The organism is Pseudoalteromonas sp. T1lg10 (assembly GCF_002964545.1).
Lineage (GTDB): Bacteria > Pseudomonadota > Gammaproteobacteria > Enterobacterales > Alteromonadaceae > Pseudoalteromonas.
In genome coordinates this window covers 268,999-294,921 of record NZ_PQBV01000051.1, presented here as the reverse complement: position 1 = coordinate 294,921, position 25,923 = coordinate 268,999, and the positions used below count along the sequence as shown (strand labels likewise).

The following is a 25,923-nucleotide window of genomic DNA, read 5'->3' as shown; positions in this document are numbered from 1 at the left end:
ATTCGCCGCCGAGTTCACATGTGACAGGTGTGGTGCCATCGAGGTTTTTAACATTGTCTACCTTACTGACCCTTACGTCATTGGCGGTAAATTAAGGGCAAATCCCGCTTGCTCGGCCATACAGGCCTCATTATTTTGCTGCGGGAAGAAGGATGCGTGTGCGGGTGTGGTGCTAATGCCATATAGGCTAGCGGTGCTTATCAGGGCGACACCCAGGGCTCTGACAAGCTGCTTACAGTTAAATCGTTTCATAATCATGACCTCAGTCAATCGTTAATATTGATAAAACGTATGTAAGTGCGGCACTTTTAACTGCGGAATAAGGCTGGATTTCTCTCAAGTGTCCACTTTGCTTTTTACTACTTGCTTCGGCGTTTTTGCCGTGTCTAGCTACTGTCTATGGCGGCCCATATTTAAGTGGTGTCCATAGCGCAGAATCCTATCTAGTAGCGTTATAGAGCATGCTTTGTGCCAGTGTGCTATCTAGTTGTTTTTAAATGTTTTTGATCTTATTTATGGGGGCTTTTCCGGGGTGGGTGTTGCACAGGTGTAACACTTTGCTTAAAAAATCATCTTCCAAAGTCTCACAAAATTAAATTAATATTATAAATATCAATATGTTATTTTTTTTGTCATTGTTCAACCGGTGGTGAACAGATACGAACACTTTTTCGCGAAGCGTGAGACTCGATAGCAGTAGGTTGATATCGACAATTAGGCCTGTGTAGCAAGGCCTTGGCATAAAGAAAGAGAATAAAATACAGAGGGCTTACACAGGCGTGATGTGATTATTTTCAGGTAAGGCTAAGTAAAGTAAAAATAGCGCGACCTTGGCCTGGGTTGGCGGGTCGCACTATCTGGGATGGATTATTCGCCGGACTGCTCGGCAGGGGCGCTAGCTAGTTCGTTCAGCACCGCGGCAAAGGTTTCATAACTTTGGGCACCGACCAGCAAGGTTGGGTTAACTAGATGACCGTCTTCAACTCTGCCTACCAAAAAGCTGGGCGTTCCGCGAATACCCAAAGATGAGCCATAACTCATATCCTGCTCTACCTTGGCCAGTACCGTTTCATCCTCAAGGCATTTCGCAAACTTATCCATATCCAGCTCAAGTTTCTCGGCGCTGCTTTGGTATAACTCGTCGCCAAGCTGGCGCATATTGTTAAACAGCTGTTCGCGCATGGGCCAATAGGCTCCTTGTTGCAAGCTGCAGTTGGCGGCTACCGCCGCGCCTTTTGCTTGTTTGTGGAAACCCAGTGGGAAGTCGCGAGCAATATACTTTACCTTGCCGCTGTCAATAAAGTTGGTTTTAAGCTTGCTGAAGGTGGTGTCTACATATCGTTTGCAATAAGGGCATTGGTAGTCAGAAAATTCGACAATGGCTAGGCCGGCACTCGCATCACCGAGTTTTGCTAATGCCTCATCGCCAGCAAAGTTTTCTTGTGTTGTCAGGGTCTTGTGTTTCGGCTGTTGTGAGGCCGTGGCGATATTGTGAATTTCTTTGACCTGAGTGCCTATGGTCGCCAGTTGTTTTTTTAACTCACTCACTTCTTGTTTTAGTGCACTTAGTTCCTGTTCAAGCTTACTCTCTTTGGTGTCTTGTGCCTCAGCATCACAGCCATTGAGTAAGAATAAGGCAATTATTAAAACTATATACTTGGGTATAAATGTTGACATTGTGTGGTCCTCTGGATTGCAACTTAGGTTTAGTTACAGCTTTATTTTGCACTTCTTAATTAAGCGATAAAAAGTCGTTCGCGAAATATTCAGCTCTCTTGCCGCTGCTGAGATGTTGTAGCCATTATTTCTAATGGCCGTAAGTATTAACTCTGTATCTATCTCTGATCTATGTTTTACTAAATCTATTACCTCTGACTTTGAGTCAGATTTTTTTGGCAGCCTTATACCCAGGTCTTGCTCGGTGATAATATCGTTTTCGCTCATGATAATGGCACGTTGGATACGGTTTTTAAGCTCCCTGATATTGCCAGGCCAAGAGTAGGCTTCCATTGCCTGTAATGCCTGATCACTAAAGCTGAATTGATGATTCGGGGGCGTCAGTTTTGTGAGGCAGTCGTTGGCAAGAAGGGGAAGATCACTAATGTGTTTTCTAAGACTTGGGATCTCCAACTGAATAATGTTAATTCGATAGTATAAATCTTCTCTAAAAAGGCCTTCTTCGATGGCATTTTCTAAATTTACATGGGTGGCAAAAATAATGCGACAATCTACCTCGGTCGTTTGATTGCCACCTATGCGCTCAATATAATTTTCCTCAAGAAAATGCAGTAAATTTATCTGTAATTCCAATGATAAATCGCCTATTTCATCGAGAAATAAGGTGCCTTTATGGGCCCGCTCTATACGTCCTATATATTGCTTATTGGCACCGGTGAACGCGCCTTTTTCATGGCCAAAAAGCTCAGAGTGGATCAGGGTGGGCGGCAGTGCACCACAGTTTACCGTGATAAAGGGGCCATTGCGGCGTGGCGACAAGGAATGTATATATTGGGCGCACAAGCCCTTACCTGTGCCGGTTTCACCGCCGATTAATATGGTTTCATCGGTACAGGCAACCTTATCCAGGGTCTCTTTTAGTCGCTGCATTTCTTTGGATTCGCCAAAGCAGATGCTGTTGGCTTTGCTCGCTGCCGTACCTAGTTTTGAGCGCAATTTAAGTTGCGCCATGCCATAAATATGACCCAAGGTGTGATCCAGCCGTGCCCAGTCTACAGGGAGGTGATGATAATCAAGAAAGTAGTCGGTAAAGCAATAACTGATATTGTCTAGCAGATTGTCGCCGTCGCGAAACAGCGCTAACCATAACAGTGAGTCCTGGCTGGCCGACAGCTGTTTTACGGCTTTGAGCACCGCTTGCTGTTGGCTATGTCCGACCAAGGCTATAGCAACGTAACAGTTATGCTGCTCGAGGATTTTATAGGCACAATCCAAGCTGTTGGCATGGATAAAATGCCAGTTGGGTAAGTTCGTCCGTGAGTTATTTAAGCATGTTTCATCGGTAAAATTTAATACCAATACATCACGCTCCATGTGGATCGTTGTTGTATTGCGCTTACTCACACTAAACCCTTAGCTATGAGACCATGCATTTGTGAGGTGATTAGCTTAAAGTCTAGAAGAGCTGGGACTATTCGCAAGCCAGCTTTGATGGGCGTTAGCGCATTTTTAAGTTTCTATAATGGGTATTAAAGTTAATACTTTCTCCTTAGGCTTTGTTTATACTGACTTACAGAGGATTTATGCCCAGGATGAGGTGAGCACCTTGACACAAGAAGCTGTAATACGGTGTAACAAATATTGATGTAGATCATAAAAAAAGCCCCTAATGGGGCTTTCTGAAGTCTGCATATTACCGTCTGAATTAACGAGCGTTGGTGCTCTCAAAGATTTTGTCCGCAGAAGCGGCAACAAAACCCGTGTAGATTTCACCGTTTGGCTGCAAATAGCGCAAAGCAAACTCGTAGAAGCAGCTTGGCACCGCGAACTCACCATCACTGAACTGCACCTTGGCATCATCGGCAAGGGTGGATGATTGCTCAAGTAGCACTTCCGGAGAGCCTTTGATCTCGCCACCTGAGGTGTTAAGCGCAAAGCCTGCATCTTTTAGTTTCTGGTTCACCTGTTCAATGGTGTCGAACTGAGCCAGGTGGTTAATGCTGACGGTGAAGTGGTTGGCACGATAGCCCCAGGCCGCCATCCAGGCCGCATACTCACTTTCGGCAAGCAGCGCCTTGTATGTTTCATGGCTTACCTGCCAATGAGTGCCCGAGTACAAGAAGTTATCGGCGGTCACGGCGGCTTCATCGATTTGCTCAACCATCTCATGAACGACTTTTTGCAGCTCTTCAGAGCACTGTTCAACTAATAGCTCAGAGATAAACACCTTAGGTTGAGTTGGGTCTTCATGTTCGAAGTGCTTAGCGTACAGCTTTTTCGCTTCGAAGTGATACTCACCACACTCCTTGTAACCCACGGCTAAAAAATGGGCGGCTAGTTTTTCCAGGCCTACTTTAGGCAGGTTGAAGGTACGCAGGGCAATATGATCGTTGATCACATCATCTTGCTGCGTTGAACCTAATAGCTCGTGAACCTTTACCGCTGAAGGCGTTACTTCTAAGTAGTTGTCCCACAGCTTTTCAAATAATGTATTTACATCGTTATGCATGTTTTTTCCTTAACGCATGTGCGCGTGAATTATTCTCTATTAAAGCATTAAGCCCGGCGCTAATTTTTCTGGTAGAGTGCTTTTCGGCGCTTCCACAGAAGCCACAGGATAAGCACAGTAATCTGCTGCATAGTAGGCACTCGCACGATGGTTGCCACTGGCACCGATACCACCAAACGGGGCGGCACTTGAGGCCCCAGTGATTGGACGGTTCCAGTTAACAATACCGGCGCGAATGCGCTTTAAGAAATAGTCATAGTCGGTTTGCGAGTCGCCAAGCAGACCCGCAGATAGACCGAATGAGGTGTTGTTGGCCTCATCAATGGCCGCATCGAAATCACTGTAGCGATACACTTTTAACAGTGGGCCAAAGTGTTCTTCATCGGCCAGGGTGATGTTAGAGACATCGACAATACCTGGGCTGACAAAGCCGGTGTTCTCATCTAGATGTTTCATCTCTAGTAGTGATGTTGCACCTTGGGCTACTAGCTGCTCGTAGGCCGAGCGCATGCCCGCCGCCGCTTTTTTGCTGATCATGGCACCCATAAATGGTTGCTCTTCGGCAAAGCTGTCGCCAATTTGGATGTTTTTAGTCACTGCTACCAAGCGCTCAAGAATGGCATCGCCTTGGTCGCCTTGCTCGATAAACAGACGACGAGCACAGGTACAACGCTGGCCAGAAGTAATAAAGGCAGACTGCACAATATCGTGTACCGTGGCGCCAATGTCGCTCACCCCTTTAATGATCAGCGGGTTATTGCCGCCCATCTCCAGTGCCAGAATTTTGCCCGGATGACCGCCAAACTGCTGATGCAGTAAGTGACCGGTTTGCGAGCTGCCGGTAAAGAAGAGGCCGTCGATATCCTGATGTGAGGCCAGGGCCTTACCCGTTTCTATCTCACCTTGAACCAGGTTAATCACACCTGCAGGAAGGCCGGCCTTGAGCCACAATTCAAGCGTGTGCTGTGCAACCTTAGGAGTCAGTTCTGAAGGCTTGAACACCACGGTATTGCCCGCAAGAATAGCCGGTACAATATGACCGTTTGGCAGGTGGCCTGGGAAGTTATAAGGGCCGAATACCGCAACCACACCATGAGGCTTGTGGCGGATAAAGGCTTGAGCGCCAGGCATGGGGTTTTCAACCGTACCGGTACGCTCGTTATAAGCCTTGATTGAGATAGCAATCTTGCCTGCCATAGCACCCACTTCGGTGCGTGTTTCCCACAGTGGCTTGCCGGTTTCTTCGGCTATGGTGGTCGCTAACTCTTCGCTGTTTGCTTTAAGCTGATCGACAAAACGCTCTAGTAGCGCGATACGCTCACCAAGCTCGGTTTGTGCCCAGTCGAATTGCGCCGCACGGGCGCTTTTTACCGCTGCGTCTACCTGCTCGGCACTGGCGCCTTGGCCTTGCCAGATCTCGGTATTTTTACTTGGGTTGATGGATGAAAACGCCGGGCCTTGACCCGCAACCCATTGGTTATTAATTAATTGCACTTGCATAGTCATTCCTTAACGACTAGAGAGCGCGAAAAAGCGCACTGAATCACCTTGGGACACCCCAAGCGCTTGTGCGGTTTGCGCATTTAAATAAAGTTGATGTTTGATATCGCAATACTGTACGGCATCGCTAAATATAGCCCTGAACTCGCTGACTTTGTCATTACATATCGCCCAGGTGATGCCTTGCGGTCGCAAATCTTCTTTGATCAATACCGGACACACCTTGGATTGGCGCACCGTGGCTATGTTGCCTAGCTTGGCTTCTACCGTTGGACCCGCATCGAACAGATCAACATAGCCGCGGTGCTCAAATCCTTCGCGCTGCAATAAGCGCAGGGCAGGGGCTGTGTTTTCATGCACTGCACCGATCACGGCTTGTGCTTCTGGGCTTAACAGGCTGACATAAATCGGATATTTCGGCATCAGCTCACTGATAAAGGTTTTATCCCCTAAGCCCACCAGGTGATCCGCCTGAGGAAACTCAATGGAGAAAAAGTGCTGCTGTAGCCATTGCCAAAACGGCGAATGTCCTTGCTCGTCGCTCACCCCGCGCATCTCGGCGATTATGGTGTCGCTAAAGCGGTCACTGTGCTCGGCCATAAATAAGAAGCGAATTCGCGATAGAAAACGCCCGGTTAAGCCTTTGCGGTGATCTTCGCGCAAAAACAGCGTACAAATTTCCGAGCAGCCGGTGTAATCGTTACACATGGACAGGGTTTCAACCGAGTTGTAAACACCTAGGCTGGGGCTGTGATGCACTGAGGTTGACAGCCGATAGTGGTATAAGGGCACAGACATGCCCACCGCAGCTTCAATGCCCGTGGTGCCAACTATCTGGCCGCTGTAGGTATCTTCTAACACGAACAAATAGCCTTCATCCCCAGGGCCATTGACCTGCTTGTTGAAACTGGCCTCGGCACGGGCGATTTTAGCCTGTAACTGCTCATCATCCACTGGCAGGGAGGTAAAGCCGTGCCCTGACTCGGTGGCAATTTGTTTTAAAGCGGCGAAGTCATCACCGCATATAGGTCGTAAAACTAGCATAAGATTAGTCGTCGCCAGCTACTGTTATTTAGCAGCAACAACCTGAGCAACCGCTTTTTCAAAGCGCGCCAGACCTTCTTTGATATCCGCTTCTGGAATAACAAGAGAAGGAGTAAAGCGTACCACATCCATGCCAGCGACCAGGCTCATTAGGCCGTTGTCCATAGAGGCATTAAGGAAATCACGGGCGCGTCCCTTGTAATCTTCGTTCAGTACTGCACCTAGCAATAGGCCCTGACCACGTACTTCACTGAAGACCTTGTATTTGTCGTTGATGGCAGCCAAGCCGTCACGGAATAGTTGCTCACGTACCTTAACGCCTTCGAGCACTTCTGGGGTGTTTACTGTGTCGAATGCGGCTTCAGCAACGGCACAGGCCAGCGGGTTACCGCCGTAGGTAGAGCCGTGTGTGCCTGGCTTTAGGTGCTCGGCGATATCGGTAGTGGTCAGCATGGCGCCGATAGGGAAACCACCGCCCAAGGCTTTTGCCGTGCTTAGGATATCAGGCGTTACACCTAGACCTTGGTAAGCGTATAGGTGACCTAAGCGGCCAACACCGGTTTGTACTTCATCGAAAATAAGCAGGGCATTGTGCTTATCGCACAGTTCACGCACGCCTTTAACGAAATCTGCTTCAGAGGCAATGATGCCGCCTTCACCCTGTAGTGGTTCCATCATCACCGCACAGGTGTTGTCATCGATAAGTGATTTGAATGTTTCCAGGTCGTTGTAATCACAGTGCACGATATCGCCTGGCTTAGGACCGAAGCCGTCAGAGTAAGCGGCTTGGCCACCTACGGTTACGGTGAAGAAAGTACGACCGTGGAAGCCTTTATTAAAGGCGATGATCTTAGATTTTTGTGCGCCGAATTTATCCAGTGCCCAACGACGAGCCAGTTTTAGCGCCGCTTCGTTCGCTTCGGCACCTGAGTTGGCGTAATACACTTTTTCGGCAAAGGTGGCATCGGTTAGCTTTTTAGCCAGGCGCAGCGCAGGCTCATTGGTCATCACGTTAGCCAGGTGCCAGATTTTCTCGCCTTGCTCTTTTAAGGCGCTAACTAAAGCTGGATGACAGTGGCCTAAACAGTTAACGGCGATACCACCGGCAAAGTCGATAAACTCGTTACCTTGCTGATCCCATACGCGAGAGCCTTCGCCCTTAACCGGGATAACCTCAGACGGGTTGTAGTTAGGTACCATTACTTCATTAAATAGTTCGCGGTTTACTTGCATGACACACCTTTAAAATGAGAGAGCGGCTCGAAAATGGATGGCCGCTAATTATAGTCGATTATTATGGCCCTTATATTGACTACTTAAGCATTAAATTTGCAGTGTCATATTGATAAATTTGCGTATAATCTCTATCAAAATGACGAAATCGGCAACCATAATGATAAATAAACAAGATGAGAAGCTCCTGGCCATGCTTAGAACCAACGCCCGTGCCAGCATCTCAGATCTCGCCCGCGCCTTAGATTTGTCGCGCTCTACGGTGCAAAGCCGGATGCAAAAACTTGAGGAAAGCGGGGTAATTAAGGGCTACAGTGTCGAATATGGTGATGCCTATTTATCGTCCATGGTGTCCGCCCATGTGTCTATCAAGGTCAAACAAAAGCTCACCACCAAAACCAATATCGAACTTAAGCATATTGATGCCATTACCGAACTCTATGCCATCAGTGGGGAATACGATCTTATCGCCCTGGTGCAGGCGCAAAGTTTAGAAAAACTGAGTCACCTGCTTGATGATATCGGCAATCTTGATGGTGTAGAGCGCACCACCTCCTCGGTGATTTTGGAGACCAAGTTTAAGCGCTAATGGCGTTTGAGGGTTAGCTCACCGTCGATATGCAGATCCCTTTGTGGGAAAGAGATCACTACATTATGGGCCGCAAAACTGGCGCAAATAGCAAAACGAATATCGCTTTTTACCTTGCGTACACTGGCCTCGGCCTCGGCGTTAACCCAGAACACCGCATCGAATATCAAAGCGCTGTCACCAAAGTCTGCAAAAATTACCGTGGGTTTTGGGGTTTGCAGCACCGCCTCGGTTTCACTTAGTATTTCATTGAGCAACTTGGCGACCAGAACCACATCGCTGCCATAGGCTACACCGACTCGTACATGGGTTCTGGCCATGGTGTCGATCAGCGTCCAGTTGGTCACTGTATTTTCAAGCAGTTGGCTATTGGGCACCAGCATGTGCACGCCGTCGCTGCGACGAATACGGGTAGAGCGGGTATTGATGGTTTCCACCACGCCCTTGGCATCACCCACCTCTAGAAAGTCGCCGATGCGTATGGGGCGCTCCCAAATCAAAATCCAGCCGCTGATAAAGTTGTTAATGATATTCTGGGCGCCAAAACCGACGCCAATGGCCACCGCACCTGAGACAAAGGCGAAAGCGGTAAGCGGAATGTTGAGCACTTCCAAGGTGGTGAAAACGATGATAACAACGCACAGCACCAGGTAGATACGTTTAAACAGCAGTGCGGCATCCGGGCCGATACGCTTATTGCTGATTTTTCTCTGTAGCAGCTTGCCGATATAGCGTACCAAAACCCACACCACTAAAATAATCAGTGGAATTTGGATCAGCTTGGCCAGAGTGAATTCTGAGCCGCCGTAACTAAAGACTACGGTCTCTAGCGCCTGTGTGAGCTTTTCGAAAAAAGGGCTATTTAACAAAGTCGTATCCTTTTATTTTTGTATTATAGGCCAATAAGAGCCAAGCCGATTTATTAGTCTATATCCATGGGTTCAAGTTTTTGCTCATCGAGCTTAAATATATAGATATTACGGCCTATGCCCTTAAACTCTTCGTCGGCTATTACAACCGTGTTGTTGTCGTAAAAGGTGACTGCTTCTTTTTGTGTGACTATGCCGAGGTTTACTTTTTCTACCTCGCCGGAGAAAAAATTATCTCCCTGCCAGTTTCTAAACAACCAAAGATCGGTCGAGTCGAGCAGGGCCAGGGTAGAGCGATCCGGGCTCATGGCCGCCGAGGTGACCCAACAGAGTTTCTCCGCCGTGGTGCAGGTTTTAAAGGAGCCGATAAGCTCAGCCTCGTAATTGTCGGCATGATTGCCGATGCGATAGAGATTGGTTTTACCATCGAAAGGCTGGGTACGGTTTTTGGTAAATAAGTAGAGCTTATGTTTGTATTCGACAAATGCCTCTAAATCGAAGTTTTTCCGCTCCGGGGTCAGCGGCTCTTCCCACAGCTCCTTGTAGGTGAATTTAATGATCTCCGCAAAGGCCTTACCGGATTTGATGTCGATAGGGTTTTCAATTTTATAAATGGTCAGCCAACGACGGTTATGTTCGTTATTGCCAAAATCCCCTAAAAAGAAGTGACCAAACTCGTTTTGAGTCATGTCCTCCCAGTCGATATTTTTAGCATTGGTGACTTCGATGCGTTGCTGCACCTTACCCTGTTCATCGACCTGATATAAAAATGGGCCGTCGCCGCCGTCATTGATGGCCCACAAGCGTCCACGCTTATCGAATTCGATGCCGGAGACTTCTCTTAATTGCGGATCTAGGGTCACAAATTTGTGCTGATAAAGATAATAAATCAGATACGAGGCAATCATCCCCGTGACCAGTACGGAGATAATGCTGATAAAAACGAACGACTTTTTAAGCATAACAACACCAGAAGAATCAACGCCCTATAGTATAACAACAGGGTGATGGATATGCTTGTGGGTAAATACAAAAAAACGCGGCCGGGTGGCCGCGTTTTGTAAATTTAGCTTGGCTACTTGTCAAGCTAACATCTGAGCTAGGTCTTATTCGGCGTTGCCATCAACCAGGCCACGACGTTTAAGTAGTGCGTCAGTGGTTGGTTGTTGACCACGAAACTCAATGTAGCTTTGCATCAAGTCGCGGCTGTTACCACGTGATAGCACTTCTTTACGGTAGTGATCACCGTTTTTACGGCTTAGGCCACCTTCGTTTTGCATATGGGCGAATGAATCGGCCGCAAATACTTCGGTCCACAGGTAGGCGTAGTAACCAGCGCTGTAGCCACCGGCAAAGATATGGCTGAAGTAACAGCTCTTATAACGTGCCGGGGCCGGGTAATAGTCGATGCCGTGACGGGCCAGTGCATTTTTCTCAAAGGCGGCCACATCATCGATTTTGGTACCTGGGGCGATTGAGTGCCATTCCATATCAAGCAGGGCTGCAGCAAGGTATTCTGTGGTATCGAAACCTTGGTTAAAGGTGTGTGATTCCAATAGCTTATTTAACAGCTCTTGAGGAATTGGCTCACCTGTTTGGTAGTGCTTGGCATAGTTGGCCAACACGCTAGGCTCGATATTCCAGTCTTCGTTCGCCTGTGATGGGAACTCTACGAAATCGCGCGCGGTCGCTGTACCGGCCAATGACGGGTATTTCACGTCAGAAAATAGGCCGTGAATAGCGTGACCAAATTCATGGAACATGGTGGTTACTTCAGAGAAGGTCATCAGCGTAGGCTGGCCTTCGGCAGGCTTAGGAATATTCTGCGCGTTGTAAATAACTGGCTTGGTGCCTTGCAGGTGGTTTTGACCTACATAAGCACTCATCCAGGCACCGCCACGCTTACCTTCACGCGCATAAGGGTCAAGGTAGAATAGACCGATAGAGCTGCCGTCTTCGTTGAATACTTCCCATACGAACACGTCTTCGTGATAGGTAGGTAGGTCGTTACGCTCTTTCATGGTGATGCCGTATAGCTTGTTCATGGCGAAGAACAAACCATCGTTGATCACTGTATTCATTTCAAAATACGGTTTAACCAGGCTGGCATCGATATCGTACAACTCGGCACGTACCTTGGCGCCGTAGTATGCCCAATCCCAAGGCTGTAGTTCAAAGTCTTTACCGTCTTTCTTAATTGCCGCTTGAATTAGCTCGGCTTCTTGTTTGGCTTTGGCCACAGCTTTTGGTGCCAGGTCATCCAGCATGGTGAACACGGCTTCAGGTGTTTTTGCCATGCGATCGTCAAGCTGATAATGCGCCCAAGATTCAAAGCCAAGTAGCTGAGCCTTTTCTGCGCGTAGCTGCGCTTCTTCGATGGCGATAGGGCCATTGGTTTTTTGTGCACGCTCAGACGAAGTACGCCATACTTTTTCACGTAGCTCACGGTTTTCAAGGCTGGTAAGGATAGGCTGGCGTGTGGTGTTTACCAGGGTGATCATATAGCCTTCTTTGCCGGCTTTTTCCGCCGCCGCTTTAAGACTGGCGATATCATCTTCGCTTAAGCCTGCAAGTTCGGCCTTGTCGCTCACCAAAATGGTGTCTTCTTTAAACGACTTCATGATGTTTTGCGAGAACTGTGTGCTTAGCTTAGATAGCTCACCGTTGATTTCACGCATGCGCTGCTTTTGCTCTTCGTTTAGCTTGGCACCGGCGCGTACAAATTGCTTGTAGTAGTAATCAACCAGACGCTGATCTTCTTTTGAGAGTGCGTCTTTAGCGTCGTGTACAGCGGCAACGCGATCAAACAGGGCTTTGTTTAGGAAGATGTTGTCGCGGTGTTCGGCGAAAATAGGCGCCATTTTGGTGTTGATACGCTGATATTCGTCGTCAGAGATAAGGCCAGACAGGTTAGAAAACGCAGCACGGGTGCGCTTTAGGATAGTACCCGATTGCTCCATCGCCACCAGTGTATTTTCAAATGTAGGCGCATCTGGATTGTTAGCAATGGCATCGATTTCAATGCGTTGCTCTTTGATACCGGCATCGAAAGCCGGCTCGTATAACTCGGTGCCAATTTTATCAAATTCTGGTGCCATGTAAGGCAATGGGCTTTTGCTTAGGAATAGGTTTTCTTGAGCTACTTGCTGTGTTACCGGAGCTTTAGCCGCGGCTTGAGTTTGGTTGTTGCTAGGTTGCTCGCTACAGGCGGCCAATAATGTTGTCGCGCTCAGGGCGGCAGCAATAACGGATAAACGCATTGTTTACTCCAAATGTTGTTAAGGTTGTGTTGTTATGGTGCGCTGGTACAGCGGTGCATGGCGGTAGGCGATAAATCGCGATTAAGGCCCGGTTATGCCCGCAATAATGACCGTGTCAGTTGCGTGAGGAAACAGCTAAGAAAGCATAGTTTCGATGGCGCCGACATCCATGCACTAAAACCACCACATTACTGCGGATAACGCCCAACAACAAGTGACTTGGCCGTATTTACGGGCATTTTGTCGTAAATACCTCGGCTCTGTGTCACTTTTTAGCTCTTTTAAAGACAATTTTGCGCAAGGTTAGGCATGAGTTGAGGCTAAATAGGTGGTTTTATGCACTGCAAGACGCCACTTAATATCACACTAAATTTAACTACTGAATAGGCATAAGCCTATGTTAGCCTTAGTTTAATTCTTATATACCAGATAATGGCGTCGGAGTTAGCTGTGTTTGCATCGAGTTTATTTCAATCCTCTGGGCCCTATCATGCTCTGGTAGGCGAGGGGCGCCGCCCCGATTTGGATATCCTCAGGGGCATTGCGATTTTGGGGATCTTCTTTCTTAATGCCCCGTATTTTATCGACTTTGCCAATGGTTATGTACCACCGCTGCCACTGTCCGAGGGCGATGCGATACTGACTCGACTTTCAGATATCGCGCTGGAAGGGCGTTTTCGTGGCCTGTTCTTGGTGTTGTTTGCTTTAGGGTTAGTGATCCAGTGGCAACGCTGTTATGAACATGAAGCGCCCATTCCTAAATTACAGCGCCGCTTATTGGTGTTGCTGGGTTTTGGCTTCGCCCACAGCCTGTTTATTTGGGCCGGCGATATTCTTATCGGTTATGCGATTGCCGGTTTGCTGGCCCTGCCCATGCTGGCTAACCCGAGAAATAAACTCACTCTACAGGGCATTGCATTTCTGGTCTTTGGCAGTGCCATGCTGTTGGTGCTGGCCGCTTTAAGCAATGAGCCCCAGGTGCAGTTTACCGATTCTCACTATCAGGCCTATTTAGCTCAGTTCGATGGCAATTTTTGGCGCACGCGGGGAGCTAACGCCGGCAACAGCGTCTTGATGCTGCTAGCGTTAATGCTGGCGATTCTTTGGCAGCAATTGGGCATGGTGTTGTTAGTCGTCGCCGCCTGGCGCAGCGGGTGGCTGGTAAGACCCTGGCCGCTGGTGCATACCCTGGCATTAATCAGCGCTCTACTTGGCTGCGCCTATTTAAGTTCGCGGCAATGGCATGATGTCAGCGCCTTTAACGATGTGTTGGCTCTGGTTGCCAATTCTTTTAGTGGTTTTTGCACCGCGCTGATTGCGGTGCATCTCTTGTACCTTTGGTCGTTTGCCGATAATGTTTTGACTCGGGCGCTGGCCAGTGTTGGGAAAATGTCCCTGAGCTGTTATTTAAGCCAGTCGTTGTTTATGGTGGTGTTGATCCACTTTTTCGGGAGCGAAATGGCAACCGAATTTCAGTTGCGGGATTATTTGTTGTTGTCCGCCTTAGTGAGCGCGGTCAGTTTGATAATTTGCCCCCTGTATCTGCGCGCCTTTAAGCAAGGCCCTGCGGAGTGGCTGTGGCGGCATTGGTATCGAGATAAGAATAAGAAAATAAATACTAATTAGTATGGCAAGGAATGCCAGCCATACGGCGCAAATCGACTAGGGAGGGTGAGATGAACTGGCTAAAATCAGTGTTATGGGTAACGCTATGGCTGACAGCTATGGTGTTTTCCGCGCAGGTATCTGCGCAGTTATTGAAACAATCACCGATGCAACACGCGGCAAAGCCGCAAACCAGGGTCTTGCTGATCAACCCGTCTACAAAAACAGATCCTTTTTGGCATCAGGTGCAAACCTTCGCCCAGTATGCCGCAAGGGATTTAAACATACAGCTGAATGTGATTTACGGCGATGCCCATCGTGAATATCAACAGCAAAATCTGCGCCTTTACCTCAAGCGTGATGCCGCCCCGGATTATGCCATTTTAATTAATTACCCCGGTGGCAACGGCGAAACCATGCGCATTCTAGAAGCCGCCAAGGTGCCTTTTATTACCTTAGAGCAAACGTTATCGGTTAACGAGCGTGCCGCCTTAGGCGAGCCTGGCAGCTCATTTAAATATTGGTTGTATGAGATCAGCCATGATAACCGGGATGCCGGTTACCAATTGGCGCAAAGCTTAATTGCCATGGCCCGTAAACGTGGGATAGCCAGACCCGATGTGCTGGCTATAGGCGGTCATTATGGCGCCGAAACCGACCACAGGGTGCAGGGATTAAATGATTATCTTGGCGCGCAACAAATAGCGCTGCAGCAACTGGTGCATGCGCAGTGGCAAAGTGAACGGGCGGCGCAGCAAACGGCGCAACTACTGCGTCGTTATCCTTATGCCAAGGTGATTTGGAGCGCCTCGGATGGCATGGCCATGGGTGCGGCCCAGGCCGCCGTATTGGCCGGGCGCAGTATTAATCGCAATGTTTTTATCGGAGGTTTCGACTGGTTACCCGAGGCCTTAGAACGCATTGAAACCCAGCAGTTAAGTGCCTCGGTAGGCGGTCACTTTTTAATGGCCGCCTGGGCGTTGGTGGTGATTTACGACCATGAGCGGCTCGCCGAGCCGCAGCTGCTGGAGCGTCATATTCGCTTTAAGCTGGCCATAGCCGATGAAACCAATGTGGCGCAAATTAAACCCCTGGTCGATCCGAGCAATTGGCTGCATGTAGATTTTAAGGATTTCAGCCGCAGCGAGCATAAGGAGTTGGAAAGCTATCCCTTTGCTGTACAAAGCCTGCTTGAGCACTACTTTAATTCGGATTTTTCGCGGTGAGTCGATTACAATAGGGGCAATATCAGCTAGATTGAAGTAAACATGAGCCAAGCTACCCGCCTTAATAAATACATTAGTGAAACCGGTTTTTGCTCGCGCCGTGAGGCCGATGCGCTGATCGCTGCAGGACGCGTAACCGTTAACGGTCGGCAGCCGCAAATGGGCGATAAGGTCAGTGATGCCGATGACATATTGGTGGACGGTAAGGCGCTTAAAGCCAAACCTAAGCGGGTCTATCTTGCCTACCATAAACCGGTGGGAGTGACCTGCACCACAGAGCGTAAGATCAAAAGCAATATCGTTAGCGCCATTAATTATCCCGAGCGCATTTTTCCCATTGGCCGCTTGGACAGACCCTCGGAAGGCTTGATCTTTTTGACTAACGAGGGCGACATAGTCAATAAGATTTTGCGCTCGGGCAACAATCATGAAAAAGAATACGAGGTGGTGGTCGACAAGCCACTGAATAAGCGTTTTGTCGAGCGTATGGCACAGGGCATTCCCATTCTTGGTACTGTGACCAAAAAGTGTAAGGTGGAGCAAACCGGCACTCAGAGTTTTCGTATTATCCTCACCCAAGGCCTGAACAGACAAATTCGCCGTATGTGCGAGTACCTGGGTTATGAAGTGACCAAGCTTAAGCGCACCCGCATAATGAACGTGACTTTGAGCGGTCTTAAGCCCGGCCAATGGCGCCACCTAAGCGAGAGCGAAATGGCGACAATCAATGCCCTGATCGCCGACTCGGGTAAAACCGAAGAGCATTCTCTGCATGCTTCAAGTGTTCAACAACAGCCAAAGCAAGAAGTAAGGGCCGAGTCAGGACAAAGGCCTGCGCGACAACGCCAAGAGCAGCGCCGCGAGGGAGAAAAAGCCCCCCGTGCAAAGTCTTCTCACGATACAAAGCCCGGTGGGAAAAACAGATCTCAAGGTAAGCCCTATGGCCAATCGCCCAGTAAGCCTCTTAGTAAGTCATCTGGCAAGCCAACAGGCAGGCCTGCCGGAAAGCCAGCAAATGGCGCCAAAACCAATCAAGGCGGAGCGGGCTCGGCGCCGAAAAAGCGTCGTGTAGGCGGCACGCTCAGTTTAAAGAAATAAGGATATAGACATGAAACCTTGGCTCGTGCCCTTATTTTTATTACTGCTTAGCGCTTGCTCCGAGCCGGCGCGACTCGAGCTAAACAGCGATGCCAAGGTGTTGGCCTTTGGCGATAGCCTCACCGTGTCGGTGGGAGCCAGGCACAGCAGTTATCCTGAGCAATTGGCGCAACTTACCGGTTTAGAAGTGATAGCCAGTGGCGTCTCCGGTGAGCAAACCCATCAGGGTCTGGCTCGCCTTGGTGATACCCTGGCTACACATCAGCCCCGGGTTTTGGTGTTGCTCGAAGGCGGTAATGATTTTCTGCGTAATAAACAGCCGCATTCGGTTAAAAGCAACCTGGCGGCCATGATTGAATTGGCACATCAGCAGGGTATAGAGGTGATCTTGGTGGCGGTGCCACAAAAATCGCTCTTTCTTAGCGATGCGCCCCTGTATCAAGAGCTGGCAGAGCAATATCAGGTCGCCTTGGTTGCCGAGACCCTTAGTGATTTGCTCGGCGACAGCCAATATAAGTCGGATAAAATTCATCTGAACGACAAGGGTTACAAGCTATTGGCCGAGGCCATCGCTGATAAGATTAAGGTAGCAAGATAACTTTATAGCCAGCCAAATTGTTGCCTGCATAGCGGCGCAGGAGCCGAAGCCGTTGCATAGATTAAAGGAGAAAAATTTGCCTCATTGCATTATTGAGCATTCTTCTTCTATCGAGGTAGAAGATCTGAATCAAAAAGTATTTTTAGGTGCTTTAGAGTCTCGTTTATTCGAGACGGATGGCCGCGATATAAAAGTTAGAAGTATTGCTTATGAGCATTATCAGACCGGAACGGCTAAAGACGCGTTTATCCATGTAACATTACGCATCCTTTGTGGGCGCAGCGACAGTGATAAAGAATTGCTATCTAGCAGTGTGATGTCTAAGTTGGAGTCCATACCATTAGTTAATGCGTCTATAACAATAGAAGTGGTAGATATAGACCGAAATAGCTATCGCAAGAAAGTAGTTTAAATACAACAGCTGCTTTGGCATTTTTGCTTTATCAAGACCTGCTAAAGCCATCGCTGGACTTTGCGATTCATAGACATCAAGTGCATTGCCGTGATGTCTATGAAGGGCACTATTAATCTTCCAGTAGGCTTCGATAAATCTCCAGTGTCTTATCGACACCTTGCTGCACATTAAACTTTTCAATAACGCGCTTTTTCGCCTCAACACCAAATTTGCTACACAGAGCGCGATCTTTATACAGGGTCATAATGGCGTCTGCCAAGGCTTGCGGCTCCGACGGCGGTACAACGATTCCGGTAACGCCATCTGCTACCAGCTCAGCATTGCCGCCGGTATCCGAAACTATCGCTGGCACGCCATAGGAATTGGCTTCTAACACGGCGCGGCATAGGCCTTCGCGCTTGGTTGTTGGCAATACCACAGCATCACAGGCTGCTGCTACTTCGGGCGCATCCTCACGATAGCCTAGAGCATGGACTCTTTGCGGCTTTCCACTTCGTTTTATCATCTCTTGAATCGCTTGCGATTCGGGGTCGGCACCCACCAACAGGATGTCTAGATTACAGTCATCGGGCAGTAAGTGAACCGCATCCATTAAAACATGCAATCCTTTTCTAGGTCTTAGGTTGGCGACCAGAGATATCTTAAAACTGTCGTCATGCAATGGCAGGCCACTGAGATCCGCCGGAGTGTTTTGATACCAGGACTGGTCATGACCCTTATAAACGGTGATCGCCTTGTCTTTATTTCCCCATACATGTTGCTGTAAATCTTCGGTCACCGCATTCGCGACACAGATAATTTTATCCAGCCGAGGGTGAAGCATGGTGAGGTAGACAGTCGGATCCCAACGTGAAACGTTGCCCGTCTGACCGCGATAGGCTATCACCTTGGCCTTAGTGCCAATGGCTGCTGTGGCGCCATTACTACAGGCAATATTGTTAAACAAATGCAATATATCAATATCGTTAGCCTTGATATATTCCCTGATTAACTTGATAGTCTCTAAAGATACTTTTTTATCTAAAGCGTTGGTTATGACCTTGATCCCGTGCTGTTCAAAGTAAGGGATTAATGTTGAGCCTGGGTTGCACAGAACCGTTACATCAACAGCGCCACTGTGGTGCAGGCCAATTATTTGTGACGCTTCAGGGCGAATAGGATTAATGTTTTTTCGATTGTGGTGTGTAACCGCTAACAGTTTTATTTTTTTCATATAAATAAAAGTAATTTATTTAATTTAGGCTTAAATCTTATAACGTCAATTAAACAAATAATCCTTGATGAAATTAATTGGCTTAATGTCTGAATTATATAGCTCTTATACAACAAGAACACCTGTTTAATACAAGAATATTGTGTATTTTTTTGTAAAAATGCTGGCTGGGAAGGGTCATTGCCGCAGGGCTGAGCCAGCTCAAGTAACGCCGGAAAAACGCCAGCGCAATTAAAAAGCCAGCCCGAGGGCTGGCTTTATCGTGTTTAGCGCTTATGGCTATGGATGCCAAAGAACTTGCAATACAACACGGGGATCACTATCAGTGTGAGTATTGTGGCAAAACCAAGGCCGAACATTATGGTCACCGCCATGGACTTGAAGAACACATCAAAGAGCAAAGGTATCATGCCCAATATGGTGGTGATCGCTGCCATGGCTACCGGACGAACCCTGGAGACGCCGGAGTCAAATACCGCCTGGTAAGGGTCTTTGCCCGAGGCCAGCTCTAAATTTATCTGATCGAGCAGCACGATACCGTTTTTAATCAGCATGCCAGACAGGCTTAATAACCCGAGCAAGGACATAAAGCCAAAGGATGCATTCATGCTCAGCAATCCGGCACTGACCCCGACGATGGCAAGCGGCACAGTGGCCCAAATAACCAGGGGCTTGCGCACCGAGTTAAATAATAAAACCGTGATCACAAACATGGCCAAATAGCCCAGCGGCAAGGAGCCGAAGATGGCGCTGCGAGCATCGCTGGCAGACTCAAACTCGCCGCCCCATTGCAGTTCATAGCCCTTAGGTAGCGCAATGGCTTCGATGTCGCCGCGAATACGGGTAAAGAGTTTGGCCGGAGTTTCATCGCCAAGGAGATCGTGATCCGCCATCACGGTCAGGGTGCGCTTGCGGTCGCGGCGCATGATCAAGGGATCTTCCCAATGCACCACAAAGTCGTCCACCACCTGGGTGATGGGCACAAACACCCTTAGTACCGGGCTGTATATTTGCAGGTCGCGCAGGCTTTCCACATTAAGGCGTTCCTCCGCGGGGCTGCGGGCAATAATTGGCAATAGTTGAGTGCCATCGCGATACAGGCCCACGGTTTTACCGCTGACACTGGTCAGCAGCAATTGGTCGAGATCGCTTTTGCTAATACCTAGGCGGCGCGCCTTTTGTTCGTTCAGAATAGGACGGATCAACTTGGAGCGCTGACGCCAGTCATCACGAATATGGAAGGCACCGCCATCTGCCGCCAAGATGCTCTTGGCCTGCTCGCCTAGTTGGCGCAGCACTACAGGGTCGGGCCCGGAAAAGCGTGCCTCGATTTTAGCATCGGTGGAGGGGCCGATTTCCATGCGTTTAAGTTTAAGCTTGGCATCGGTAATATGCGCCTGCTCATAGGCACGCACCCTGTCTATCATGGTGAGGACCGCGTCGCGGTCACGCACGCGCACGATTAACTGGGCAAACGCCGGGTATTGTTTTTCCGGCGCATAGGTGAGCATAAAACGCGGCGCACCTTGACCTATGGTGCTGGTAACTTCGCTGACCAGTTCATCGCTGCGCAGGAAATGCTCCAACTTGGCCACCCCTTGGCTTGTGGTGCGAATATCGGCGCCCTGATAGTGCCAATAGTCGATATAAAACATGGGTGTATTCGAGGCCGGGAAGAAGGATTGTTTAACCGATTTAAAGCCCACCAAGGCGGCTATCAGTAAGAGTAACATTAAGACTATGGTGGTTTTACCGTAATGCATGGCGCGGCTAAGAACAAACTTATAGGCGCTAAAGAGCACACCCTGATAAGGGTCATCGGCGCTATTATCGTCACTTTGCTTTTGTCTAAACATCATATCGGCGAAAAACGGCGTTAGGGTAATGGCGGTTACCCAGCTAAGCAGCAAGGAGATAAACAAGACCCAAAACAAACTGCCGGCAAATTCACCGCTGGCATCCGAGCTCAGACCGATAGGCGCAAAGGCGGTAATGGCGATTATGGTGGCGCCAAGCAGGGGCCACTTGGTTTGACCGACTATGTTAACCGCCGCCTGCAACTTGGTCTGTCCGCGTTTAAGGTTAATCAGAATGCCTTCGGTGATCACTATGGCGTTGTCGACCAGCATCCCGAGGGCAATGATCAAGGCGCCAAGGGAAATGCGTTGCAGGTTAATGTCGAACAGGGCCATAAAAATAAAGGTGCCGAGTACGGTAAGCAGCAAGATGCCACCGATCAGCAGGCCACTTTTTACGCCCATGAACACCAGCAGCACCACTATGACTATGACCACAGCTTCAAACAGGCTGAGAATAAAGCTTGAGACCGAGCTTTCAACCTCTGCCGGCTGATTGTAGATGGCATCGATTTCCATGCCGTGTGGACGCTGGTATTCTAGGGTTTGCAGATGATGCTCAATACGCGCGCCGACATCGACCACATTGACACCACTGGTAAAAGAAAGGCCAATAAGCAGCGCCTGTTTCTCGTTGTAACGCACTATATGACTGGGCACTTCGGCATATTCGCGGTACACCCGGGCGACATCGCCAAGATAAATAAGCTCACTGGCACCTGGGCTGGAGATAAGCAGGTGCTCAAGCTCGGCGACATCATCGAATTCGCCGGTGGGGTGCAGGCGAATAGACTCACCATCGACCATAACGCGGCCAGCATTGGAAACGGTATTTTGCGCCTGCAAGAGGGAGTAAATATGATTGGGGCTAAGTCCAAGCTGGGCCAGTTTATGGGTCGACATCTCGACAATCACCTGGCTTTGTTGCTCGCCGGCAACCGTTACCTTGCCCACGCCTTCCACCAACACCAGTTCACGTTTTAAGAAGTCGACATAGTCTTTAAGCTCGTCGTAGGAATAGCCATCACCGGTTAAGGCCAGGGTTACGCCGTAGACATCGCCAAAGTCATCGATCACCTTGCTGGGATATACACCCGGTGGCATGGATGAGGATAAGTCATTGATCTTTCTGCGTAGCTCATCCCAAATCTGTTTAAGGTCTTCCTTGCGGTAGGTGCTTTTCATCTCCACCGTGATCTGGCTTTTGCCATTGGAGGAAATGGAGGTCACATAATCCACATAGGGCAGCTCTTGAATCGCATTTTCTATGGGGTAGGTGACTTCTTCTTCCACCTGACGAGGGGAAGCGCCCGGGTAGGCGGTGATCACCATGGCTTTTTTCAGGGTGAATTCCGGATCTTCCAATTGCCCCAGAGATAAATAGGAAAAGATGCCGCCAAGCAGCAAAAACAGCGCAAACATCCAACTGATAACTTTGCGCTCGATGGCCAGTGCAACCAGATTCATTTACAGCCCTCGCTCTTTTTGCCAAGGGCGTACCTGCATGCCTTCTTGCAGGTAGTGCACGCCTGCGGCGACCACCTGCTCACCGGATGCAATGCCAGAGCGAATTTCTATGCCGTCGCGGTGCATTTGTCCGACTACCACGGCACGCTTATGCACCTGTGCGGTTTCGCTGTTATAAACCCAAACATAACTGTTGTCCTCGGCTTCCTGCTCAGGGTCTGAGAACACCGCCTCGGCGGGCAGTTTATGCCAGGCTTTCACTTCTTTGGTGATCTTGCTGACATCGATATACACGTGCCCCGTCATGCCCGCCAGCAGATTAAAGTCTGTTGGCACCGGCAGTGAAAACACCACCTTGTAGGTGAGGGTGGCAGGATCCGCCTGAGTATCGTATTCCTTGATGCTCAGTTGATAGGATTTATCGGGGAAGCCATCGAAAATCACCGTTGGCTGATAGAGAGTGTCTTTATTGACTCGGGCGACCAGCTTTTCCGGCACCTGAATTTCCACATCCATCAGATCCCGAGTTTCCAGGCGTAAAATATTCTGTTTGGCCTGAATGTTTTCAAAGTTTTTTACGAACACCTTGGCCACTGTGCCGGCAAAGGGCGCCCTTAACTCGGAATTCTCTAAATTGGTTTTGGCAATATTAAAAGCCGACTCGGCCACCCGGGCGTTGGCCACGGCCTGATCGAGCTCGGCACGACTGGCAATGTTTTTGTCGAATAAGGCCTGCACCCGCTCTAATTGCGAAGTTGCCAGATCATAACGGGCCTTGCGTTCATCGTATTGCAGTTGGAAGTCTTGAGGGTCGAGTTTGGCCAGCAACTCACCTTTTTGCACCTGTTGACCAGCCAGCACAGGAAACTCTAACAGTTCGCCGTTTACGCGAAAGGCCAGATAAGAGCCCTGGTGTGCCACCACCTCGGCGGGGAAACTGCGCATCATGCTCTCATCGCTGTGACCCACCGTAAGTAGTTTAACTGGACGCACAGGCGCGGGTTGCTTGCTTTGCTCGGTCGGTTCGCTACAGCCAACAAGTGCTGCGCTAAGGGCTAGCAGGGTGAAAGAAAGGATACGCCGCATAAATTTTAGACTCCCAGTATGATCTTAATGATTGGAATTGTGGCCATTATTGCTACACAGACTACTGCAGGATAAGATAAAATTAAAATTATAAATATCTTTGAACAAGATTAGATTTACTTATGAAGTTAGCATGGCTCCAGGTTCTTGACGTACTCTCGCGCAGCCGCTCTTTAAGCGAGGCGGCGGAACAATTACATAAAACCCAACCAGCCTTGACCATGACGGTCAAAAAAATCGAAGAAGCGGTGGGCTTTGCCGTGGTTGACAGAAGCGGGTATAGGTTTTCTCTGACCGAGCAGGGACAGGCTTATTGTCGCCGTGCCCAGTACCTGCTGCGCGATTTACAGGAGCTCAGTGCATTTGGCAGTGAGCTGGCCAATGGCAATGAGCCCTTGCTTCGTTTGAGCTACGAGCAGGTGTGTGTCGGCAAGGACCTTAGTGCCATACTTAAAGCCTGTTACCATGAATTCCCCCACACCGATTTTGCCATCGACAGTGGTAAGCGTTTCAGTGCCCTGGAGCAGGTCAACAGCGGTCAGTCGGATTTGGGTATCGGCCCTTGGTTCGATATTTTCCATGCCACTGGCGATTTGGAAAGCATACCCGTGGGAGAAATTCAGGTGGGGCTGGTGGCCTCGCCACAGCTTATCAGCGAGCCGCGCCTTAGCTACAAACAATTACAGCAATACCCTTGTGTCGCCATGTATGAAAGCGATATGCCCTTTGAGCATGGGCGCATGCCGTTTTTAAACCAGGTCGCCAAGCTTAAGGTTGATGACATTTTCGCGCTGCGCTCGCTCTTGCTTAACGGCGCTGGTTGGGCGCTGATGTGCTTGGATTTATGCCGTCAGGAAATAGATTCAGGGCAACTACAGGTGTTGACGCTCAGTGACAGGGAGCACTCCTTTAGAGCGCAGATCCGCGCCTTTCGACGTCACTCGGCGCATCATGGCCCGGTGGCTCGCAGTCTATGGCAACGTTTGGAGGCCATTGCCCATGGATAAAAAAAACATGATCTATCAGGTGGTGGCTGCCATTCCAAAGGGCAAAGTATGCAGCTATGGCGAGGTAGCGAAAAGGGCGGGTTTACCCGGTTATGCCCGCTTTGTGGGTCATACGCTAAAGACATTGCCCTGTGGTTCACGTATTCCCTGGCACCGGGTGCTCAATAGCCAGGGTAAGATTTCATTTCCAGAAGGCAGCGATGGTTTTATGCGCCAACAACAAGCGCTGTTGGCCGAAGGTGTGCTGGTTACTAATGGCAAGGTGAGCATGGCCAAATTCGCCTGGAAGCTATAACCCCTAAATCACATATAAATAAATGGCGAGAAAGTGGCACAGGCAGGCGGCAAGCACAAAAACATGCCAAATAGCGTGGCTGTATTGGCGATGCTTGGCGCTATAAAATACCGTGCCCAGACTAAAGATCACCCCACCCAGTACCAGCAACCACAGTGCCGGTCCCGGCAAGGCCAGATACAAGGGGTAGACGAAAGCCAGTGCTATCCAGCCCATGATCAAGTAAGTGGCCAGTGACACCCGAGGGCGCGGCACCTTGGCGCAGAGCTTAAAGATCACCCCGAATAATGCCAGACCCCAAATACACAACATTCCCGCCCAGGCCCAATAGCCACCCAGCGCCAACAGCAAAAAGGGCGTATAGGTTCCGGCAATTAATAGGTAAATGGCGCTGTGATCCAGCTTTTTTAAAATTGCCTTAATGCTGCTGCGACTGATGGCGTGATAGCAGGTGGAACTGACAAACATCAACAATAAGCTGGCGCCGTAAATGGTCGAGGAGATGATTGCCGTGGTGCTTTCACTGATCATCAACATGGCCACCAGGGCGCCCAAGGCTAACAGGGCGCCAAGTCCATGACTAAGCCAGTTAATTTTTTCTTCTGCTGCTGAGTAGCTGCTTATTTGCATAGGGCTCACTTTGCTTTTGTTCGCTGGGTTCGATGGGTACAAGCCAGACTATAACTATTGAGCGTACACTTGTACACCGAAAATTTATTGCAAATCCACTGTGGTTAAAAACACAAAGTCACCTGTTAAAAAAGCTATTTTTTGGTCAATTCAGTTTGGTTGTCAATTCCGCGTATTTAGAAAAATAAATTTAAATTATTAAAAAACAACAAGATAAAAAATATTTTTACCTTGGCACAACCTTTGAAATAGATATTGCGACTAACTTAATGACACGTTAACAGGCACACAACAGGACAACCATTATGAACACATTTACTAAAGCAGCAATCCTAGCAGCAAGTTTAACCCTAAGTATGGGCGCTCATGCCAACAGCCTAACCGACGATATTGAACGTGCGGTTAAAGAGGCGGCCAACGAGGCATTTGCAACTCTGATCAGCACGCAAAAGGCGGCGCTGAGTAAAGCAACTCAAGCCATGTTTGAAAGCAATGTGCAAGAGCTGCAAAGTCAAGGCGAAGCGAAATCACAAGCGCAACCTGAAGCGCCAAAAAAAGGTGATGACCATGACGCTTAATTTGGCACTGTTAGGCTTGATGTTATTGCCCGTAGCCAGCTTATTTGGCACTTACCTGGGCTTAAGCTTCTGTCGTCAACTCGGTTGGTGGGCTAAGTAGTACCTACCACCGAGCCCTTTTCGGCAAATCCTTTGTGTCTTCTATAGGGCGGCCCCTTTGCCTCTAGG

General features: G+C 49.0%; 23 protein-coding genes. 9 read left to right on the top strand and 14 right to left on the bottom strand.

Translation table 11 applies throughout. The features are described 5' to 3' along the window. Positions 1 to 72 precede the first annotated feature (72 nt). From C2M17_RS14575 to C2M17_RS14545, 7 genes are all read right to left on the bottom strand, one after another. Positions 73 to 252 (bottom strand): hypothetical protein, encoded by a 180-nt coding sequence (locus C2M17_RS14575; RefSeq protein WP_105201447.1) that lies wholly within the window; start codon positions 250 to 252, stop codon positions 73 to 75. 615 nt (positions 253 to 867) lie between these two features. After that, complete coding sequence (locus C2M17_RS14570) at positions 868 to 1,677, bottom strand: DsbA family protein (RefSeq protein ID WP_105201446.1); 810 nt, start codon at positions 1,675 to 1,677, stop codon at positions 868 to 870. Between the two features lie 33 nt (positions 1,678 to 1,710). Beyond that, entirely contained in the window at positions 1,711 to 3,081 is a 1,371-nt protein-coding gene (locus C2M17_RS14565) for a sigma-54 dependent transcriptional regulator (RefSeq protein ID WP_233998009.1), read from the bottom strand. Positions 3,082 to 3,382: 301 nt separating this feature from the next. Further along, positions 3,383 to 4,186: a DUF1338 domain-containing protein gene (locus tag C2M17_RS14560; RefSeq protein ID WP_105201444.1), complete on the bottom strand. Its 804-nt coding sequence runs from the start codon at positions 4,184 to 4,186 to the stop codon at positions 3,383 to 3,385. 39 nt (positions 4,187 to 4,225) lie between these two features. Further along, a complete protein-coding gene (astD, locus tag C2M17_RS14555) occupies positions 4,226 to 5,686 on the bottom strand; it encodes a succinylglutamate-semialdehyde dehydrogenase (RefSeq protein WP_105201443.1) in 1,461 nt (486 codons plus the stop codon). A 9-nt stretch (positions 5,687 to 5,695) separates the two neighbouring features. Next, the gene (astA, locus tag C2M17_RS14550; RefSeq protein ID WP_105201442.1) at positions 5,696 to 6,730 is read right to left on the bottom strand and encodes an arginine N-succinyltransferase; all 1,035 of its coding nucleotides are present in this window, start codon (positions 6,728 to 6,730) and stop codon (positions 5,696 to 5,698) included. Between the two features lie 24 nt (positions 6,731 to 6,754). Next, positions 6,755 to 7,963: an aspartate aminotransferase family protein gene (locus tag C2M17_RS14545; protein ID WP_105201441.1), complete on the bottom strand. Its 1,209-nt coding sequence runs from the start codon at positions 7,961 to 7,963 to the stop codon at positions 6,755 to 6,757. Between the two features lie 160 nt (positions 7,964 to 8,123). Here C2M17_RS14545 and C2M17_RS14540 point away from each other — a divergent pair, with 160 nt between their 5' ends. Beyond that, positions 8,124 to 8,552 (top strand): Lrp/AsnC family transcriptional regulator, encoded by a 429-nt coding sequence (locus C2M17_RS14540; protein ID WP_105201440.1) that lies wholly within the window; start codon positions 8,124 to 8,126, stop codon positions 8,550 to 8,552. Here C2M17_RS14540 and C2M17_RS14535 read toward each other — a convergent pair. The 3 genes from C2M17_RS14535 to C2M17_RS14525 form a co-directional block, all read right to left on the bottom strand. After that, positions 8,549 to 9,421, bottom strand: coding sequence for a mechanosensitive ion channel family protein (locus C2M17_RS14535; protein ID WP_105201439.1), 873 nt, complete (start codon positions 9,419 to 9,421; stop codon positions 8,549 to 8,551). The two genes, C2M17_RS14540 and C2M17_RS14535, sit on opposite strands and share 4 nt — an antisense overlap. 53 nt (positions 9,422 to 9,474) lie before the next feature. Next, on the bottom strand, positions 9,475 to 10,383 hold the full coding sequence (locus tag C2M17_RS14530; RefSeq protein ID WP_105201438.1) for a hypothetical protein: 909 nt from the start codon (positions 10,381 to 10,383) through the stop codon (positions 9,475 to 9,477). A gap of 144 nt (positions 10,384 to 10,527) precedes the next feature. Then, positions 10,528 to 12,681, bottom strand: coding sequence for a M3 family metallopeptidase (locus C2M17_RS14525; protein ID WP_105201437.1), 2,154 nt, complete (start codon positions 12,679 to 12,681; stop codon positions 10,528 to 10,530). A gap of 450 nt (positions 12,682 to 13,131) precedes the next feature. On the opposite strand from C2M17_RS14525, the gene C2M17_RS14520 reads away from it, so the two are divergent. From C2M17_RS14520 to C2M17_RS14500, 5 genes are read left to right on the top strand one after another with little or no spacing between them, the layout of a single operon-like run. Beyond that, positions 13,132 to 14,307, top strand: a complete 1,176-nt coding sequence (locus tag C2M17_RS14520) for a DUF418 domain-containing protein (protein ID WP_158684040.1) — start codon at positions 13,132 to 13,134, stop codon at positions 14,305 to 14,307. Positions 14,308 to 14,357: 50 nt separating this feature from the next. Continuing rightward, the gene (locus C2M17_RS14515; protein ID WP_158684039.1) at positions 14,358 to 15,512 is read left to right on the top strand and encodes an ABC transporter substrate-binding protein; all 1,155 of its coding nucleotides are present in this window, start codon (positions 14,358 to 14,360) and stop codon (positions 15,510 to 15,512) included. A 42-nt stretch (positions 15,513 to 15,554) separates the two neighbouring features. Beyond that, positions 15,555 to 16,610, top strand: coding sequence for a 23S rRNA pseudouridine(2604) synthase RluF (gene rluF, locus C2M17_RS14510; protein ID WP_105201434.1), 1,056 nt, complete (start codon positions 15,555 to 15,557; stop codon positions 16,608 to 16,610). Positions 16,611 to 16,620: 10 nt separating this feature from the next. Then, entirely contained in the window at positions 16,621 to 17,208 is a 588-nt protein-coding gene (locus tag C2M17_RS14505; RefSeq protein ID WP_105201433.1) for a GDSL-type esterase/lipase family protein, read from the top strand. A gap of 52 nt (positions 17,209 to 17,260) precedes the next feature. After that, positions 17,261 to 17,620 (top strand): 5-carboxymethyl-2-hydroxymuconate Delta-isomerase, encoded by a 360-nt coding sequence (locus tag C2M17_RS14500; RefSeq protein WP_233998008.1) that lies wholly within the window; start codon positions 17,261 to 17,263, stop codon positions 17,618 to 17,620. Positions 17,621 to 17,732: 112 nt separating this feature from the next. Here C2M17_RS14500 and C2M17_RS14495 read toward each other — a convergent pair whose 3' ends face one another. The 3 genes from C2M17_RS14495 to C2M17_RS14485 form a co-directional block, all read right to left on the bottom strand. Next, complete coding sequence (locus C2M17_RS14495; protein WP_105201431.1) at positions 17,733 to 18,836, bottom strand: glycosyltransferase; 1,104 nt, start codon at positions 18,834 to 18,836, stop codon at positions 17,733 to 17,735. Positions 18,837 to 19,102: 266 nt separating this feature from the next. Next, positions 19,103 to 22,159: an efflux RND transporter permease subunit gene (locus C2M17_RS14490; RefSeq protein WP_105201430.1), complete on the bottom strand. Its 3,057-nt coding sequence runs from the start codon at positions 22,157 to 22,159 to the stop codon at positions 19,103 to 19,105. Further along, the gene (locus tag C2M17_RS14485; RefSeq protein ID WP_105201429.1) at positions 22,160 to 23,245 is read right to left on the bottom strand and encodes an efflux RND transporter periplasmic adaptor subunit; all 1,086 of its coding nucleotides are present in this window, start codon (positions 23,243 to 23,245) and stop codon (positions 22,160 to 22,162) included. It lies immediately after the preceding gene. 122 nt (positions 23,246 to 23,367) lie between these two features. Between C2M17_RS14485 and C2M17_RS14480 the strand changes: the two genes are divergently transcribed. Both C2M17_RS14480 and C2M17_RS14475 read left to right on the top strand, forming a co-directional pair. Then, positions 23,368 to 24,252 (top strand): LysR family transcriptional regulator, encoded by an 885-nt coding sequence (locus tag C2M17_RS14480; RefSeq protein WP_105201428.1) that lies wholly within the window; start codon positions 23,368 to 23,370, stop codon positions 24,250 to 24,252. Next, positions 24,239 to 24,547 (top strand): MGMT family protein, encoded by a 309-nt coding sequence (locus C2M17_RS14475; protein ID WP_325050679.1) that lies wholly within the window; start codon positions 24,239 to 24,241, stop codon positions 24,545 to 24,547. Before C2M17_RS14480 ends, C2M17_RS14475 begins: the two co-directional genes overlap by 14 nt. Positions 24,548 to 24,550: 3 nt before the next feature. On the opposite strand, the gene trhA is transcribed toward C2M17_RS14475, so the two are convergent. Further along, a complete protein-coding gene (trhA, locus tag C2M17_RS14470; protein ID WP_105201427.1) occupies positions 24,551 to 25,177 on the bottom strand; it encodes a PAQR family membrane homeostasis protein TrhA in 627 nt (208 codons plus the stop codon). Positions 25,178 to 25,482: 305 nt separating this feature from the next. On the opposite strand from trhA, the gene C2M17_RS14465 reads away from it, so the two are divergent. Continuing rightward, complete coding sequence (locus tag C2M17_RS14465; protein ID WP_105214120.1) at positions 25,483 to 25,755, top strand: hypothetical protein; 273 nt, start codon at positions 25,483 to 25,485, stop codon at positions 25,753 to 25,755. Positions 25,756 to 25,923: the final 168 nt, after the last annotated feature.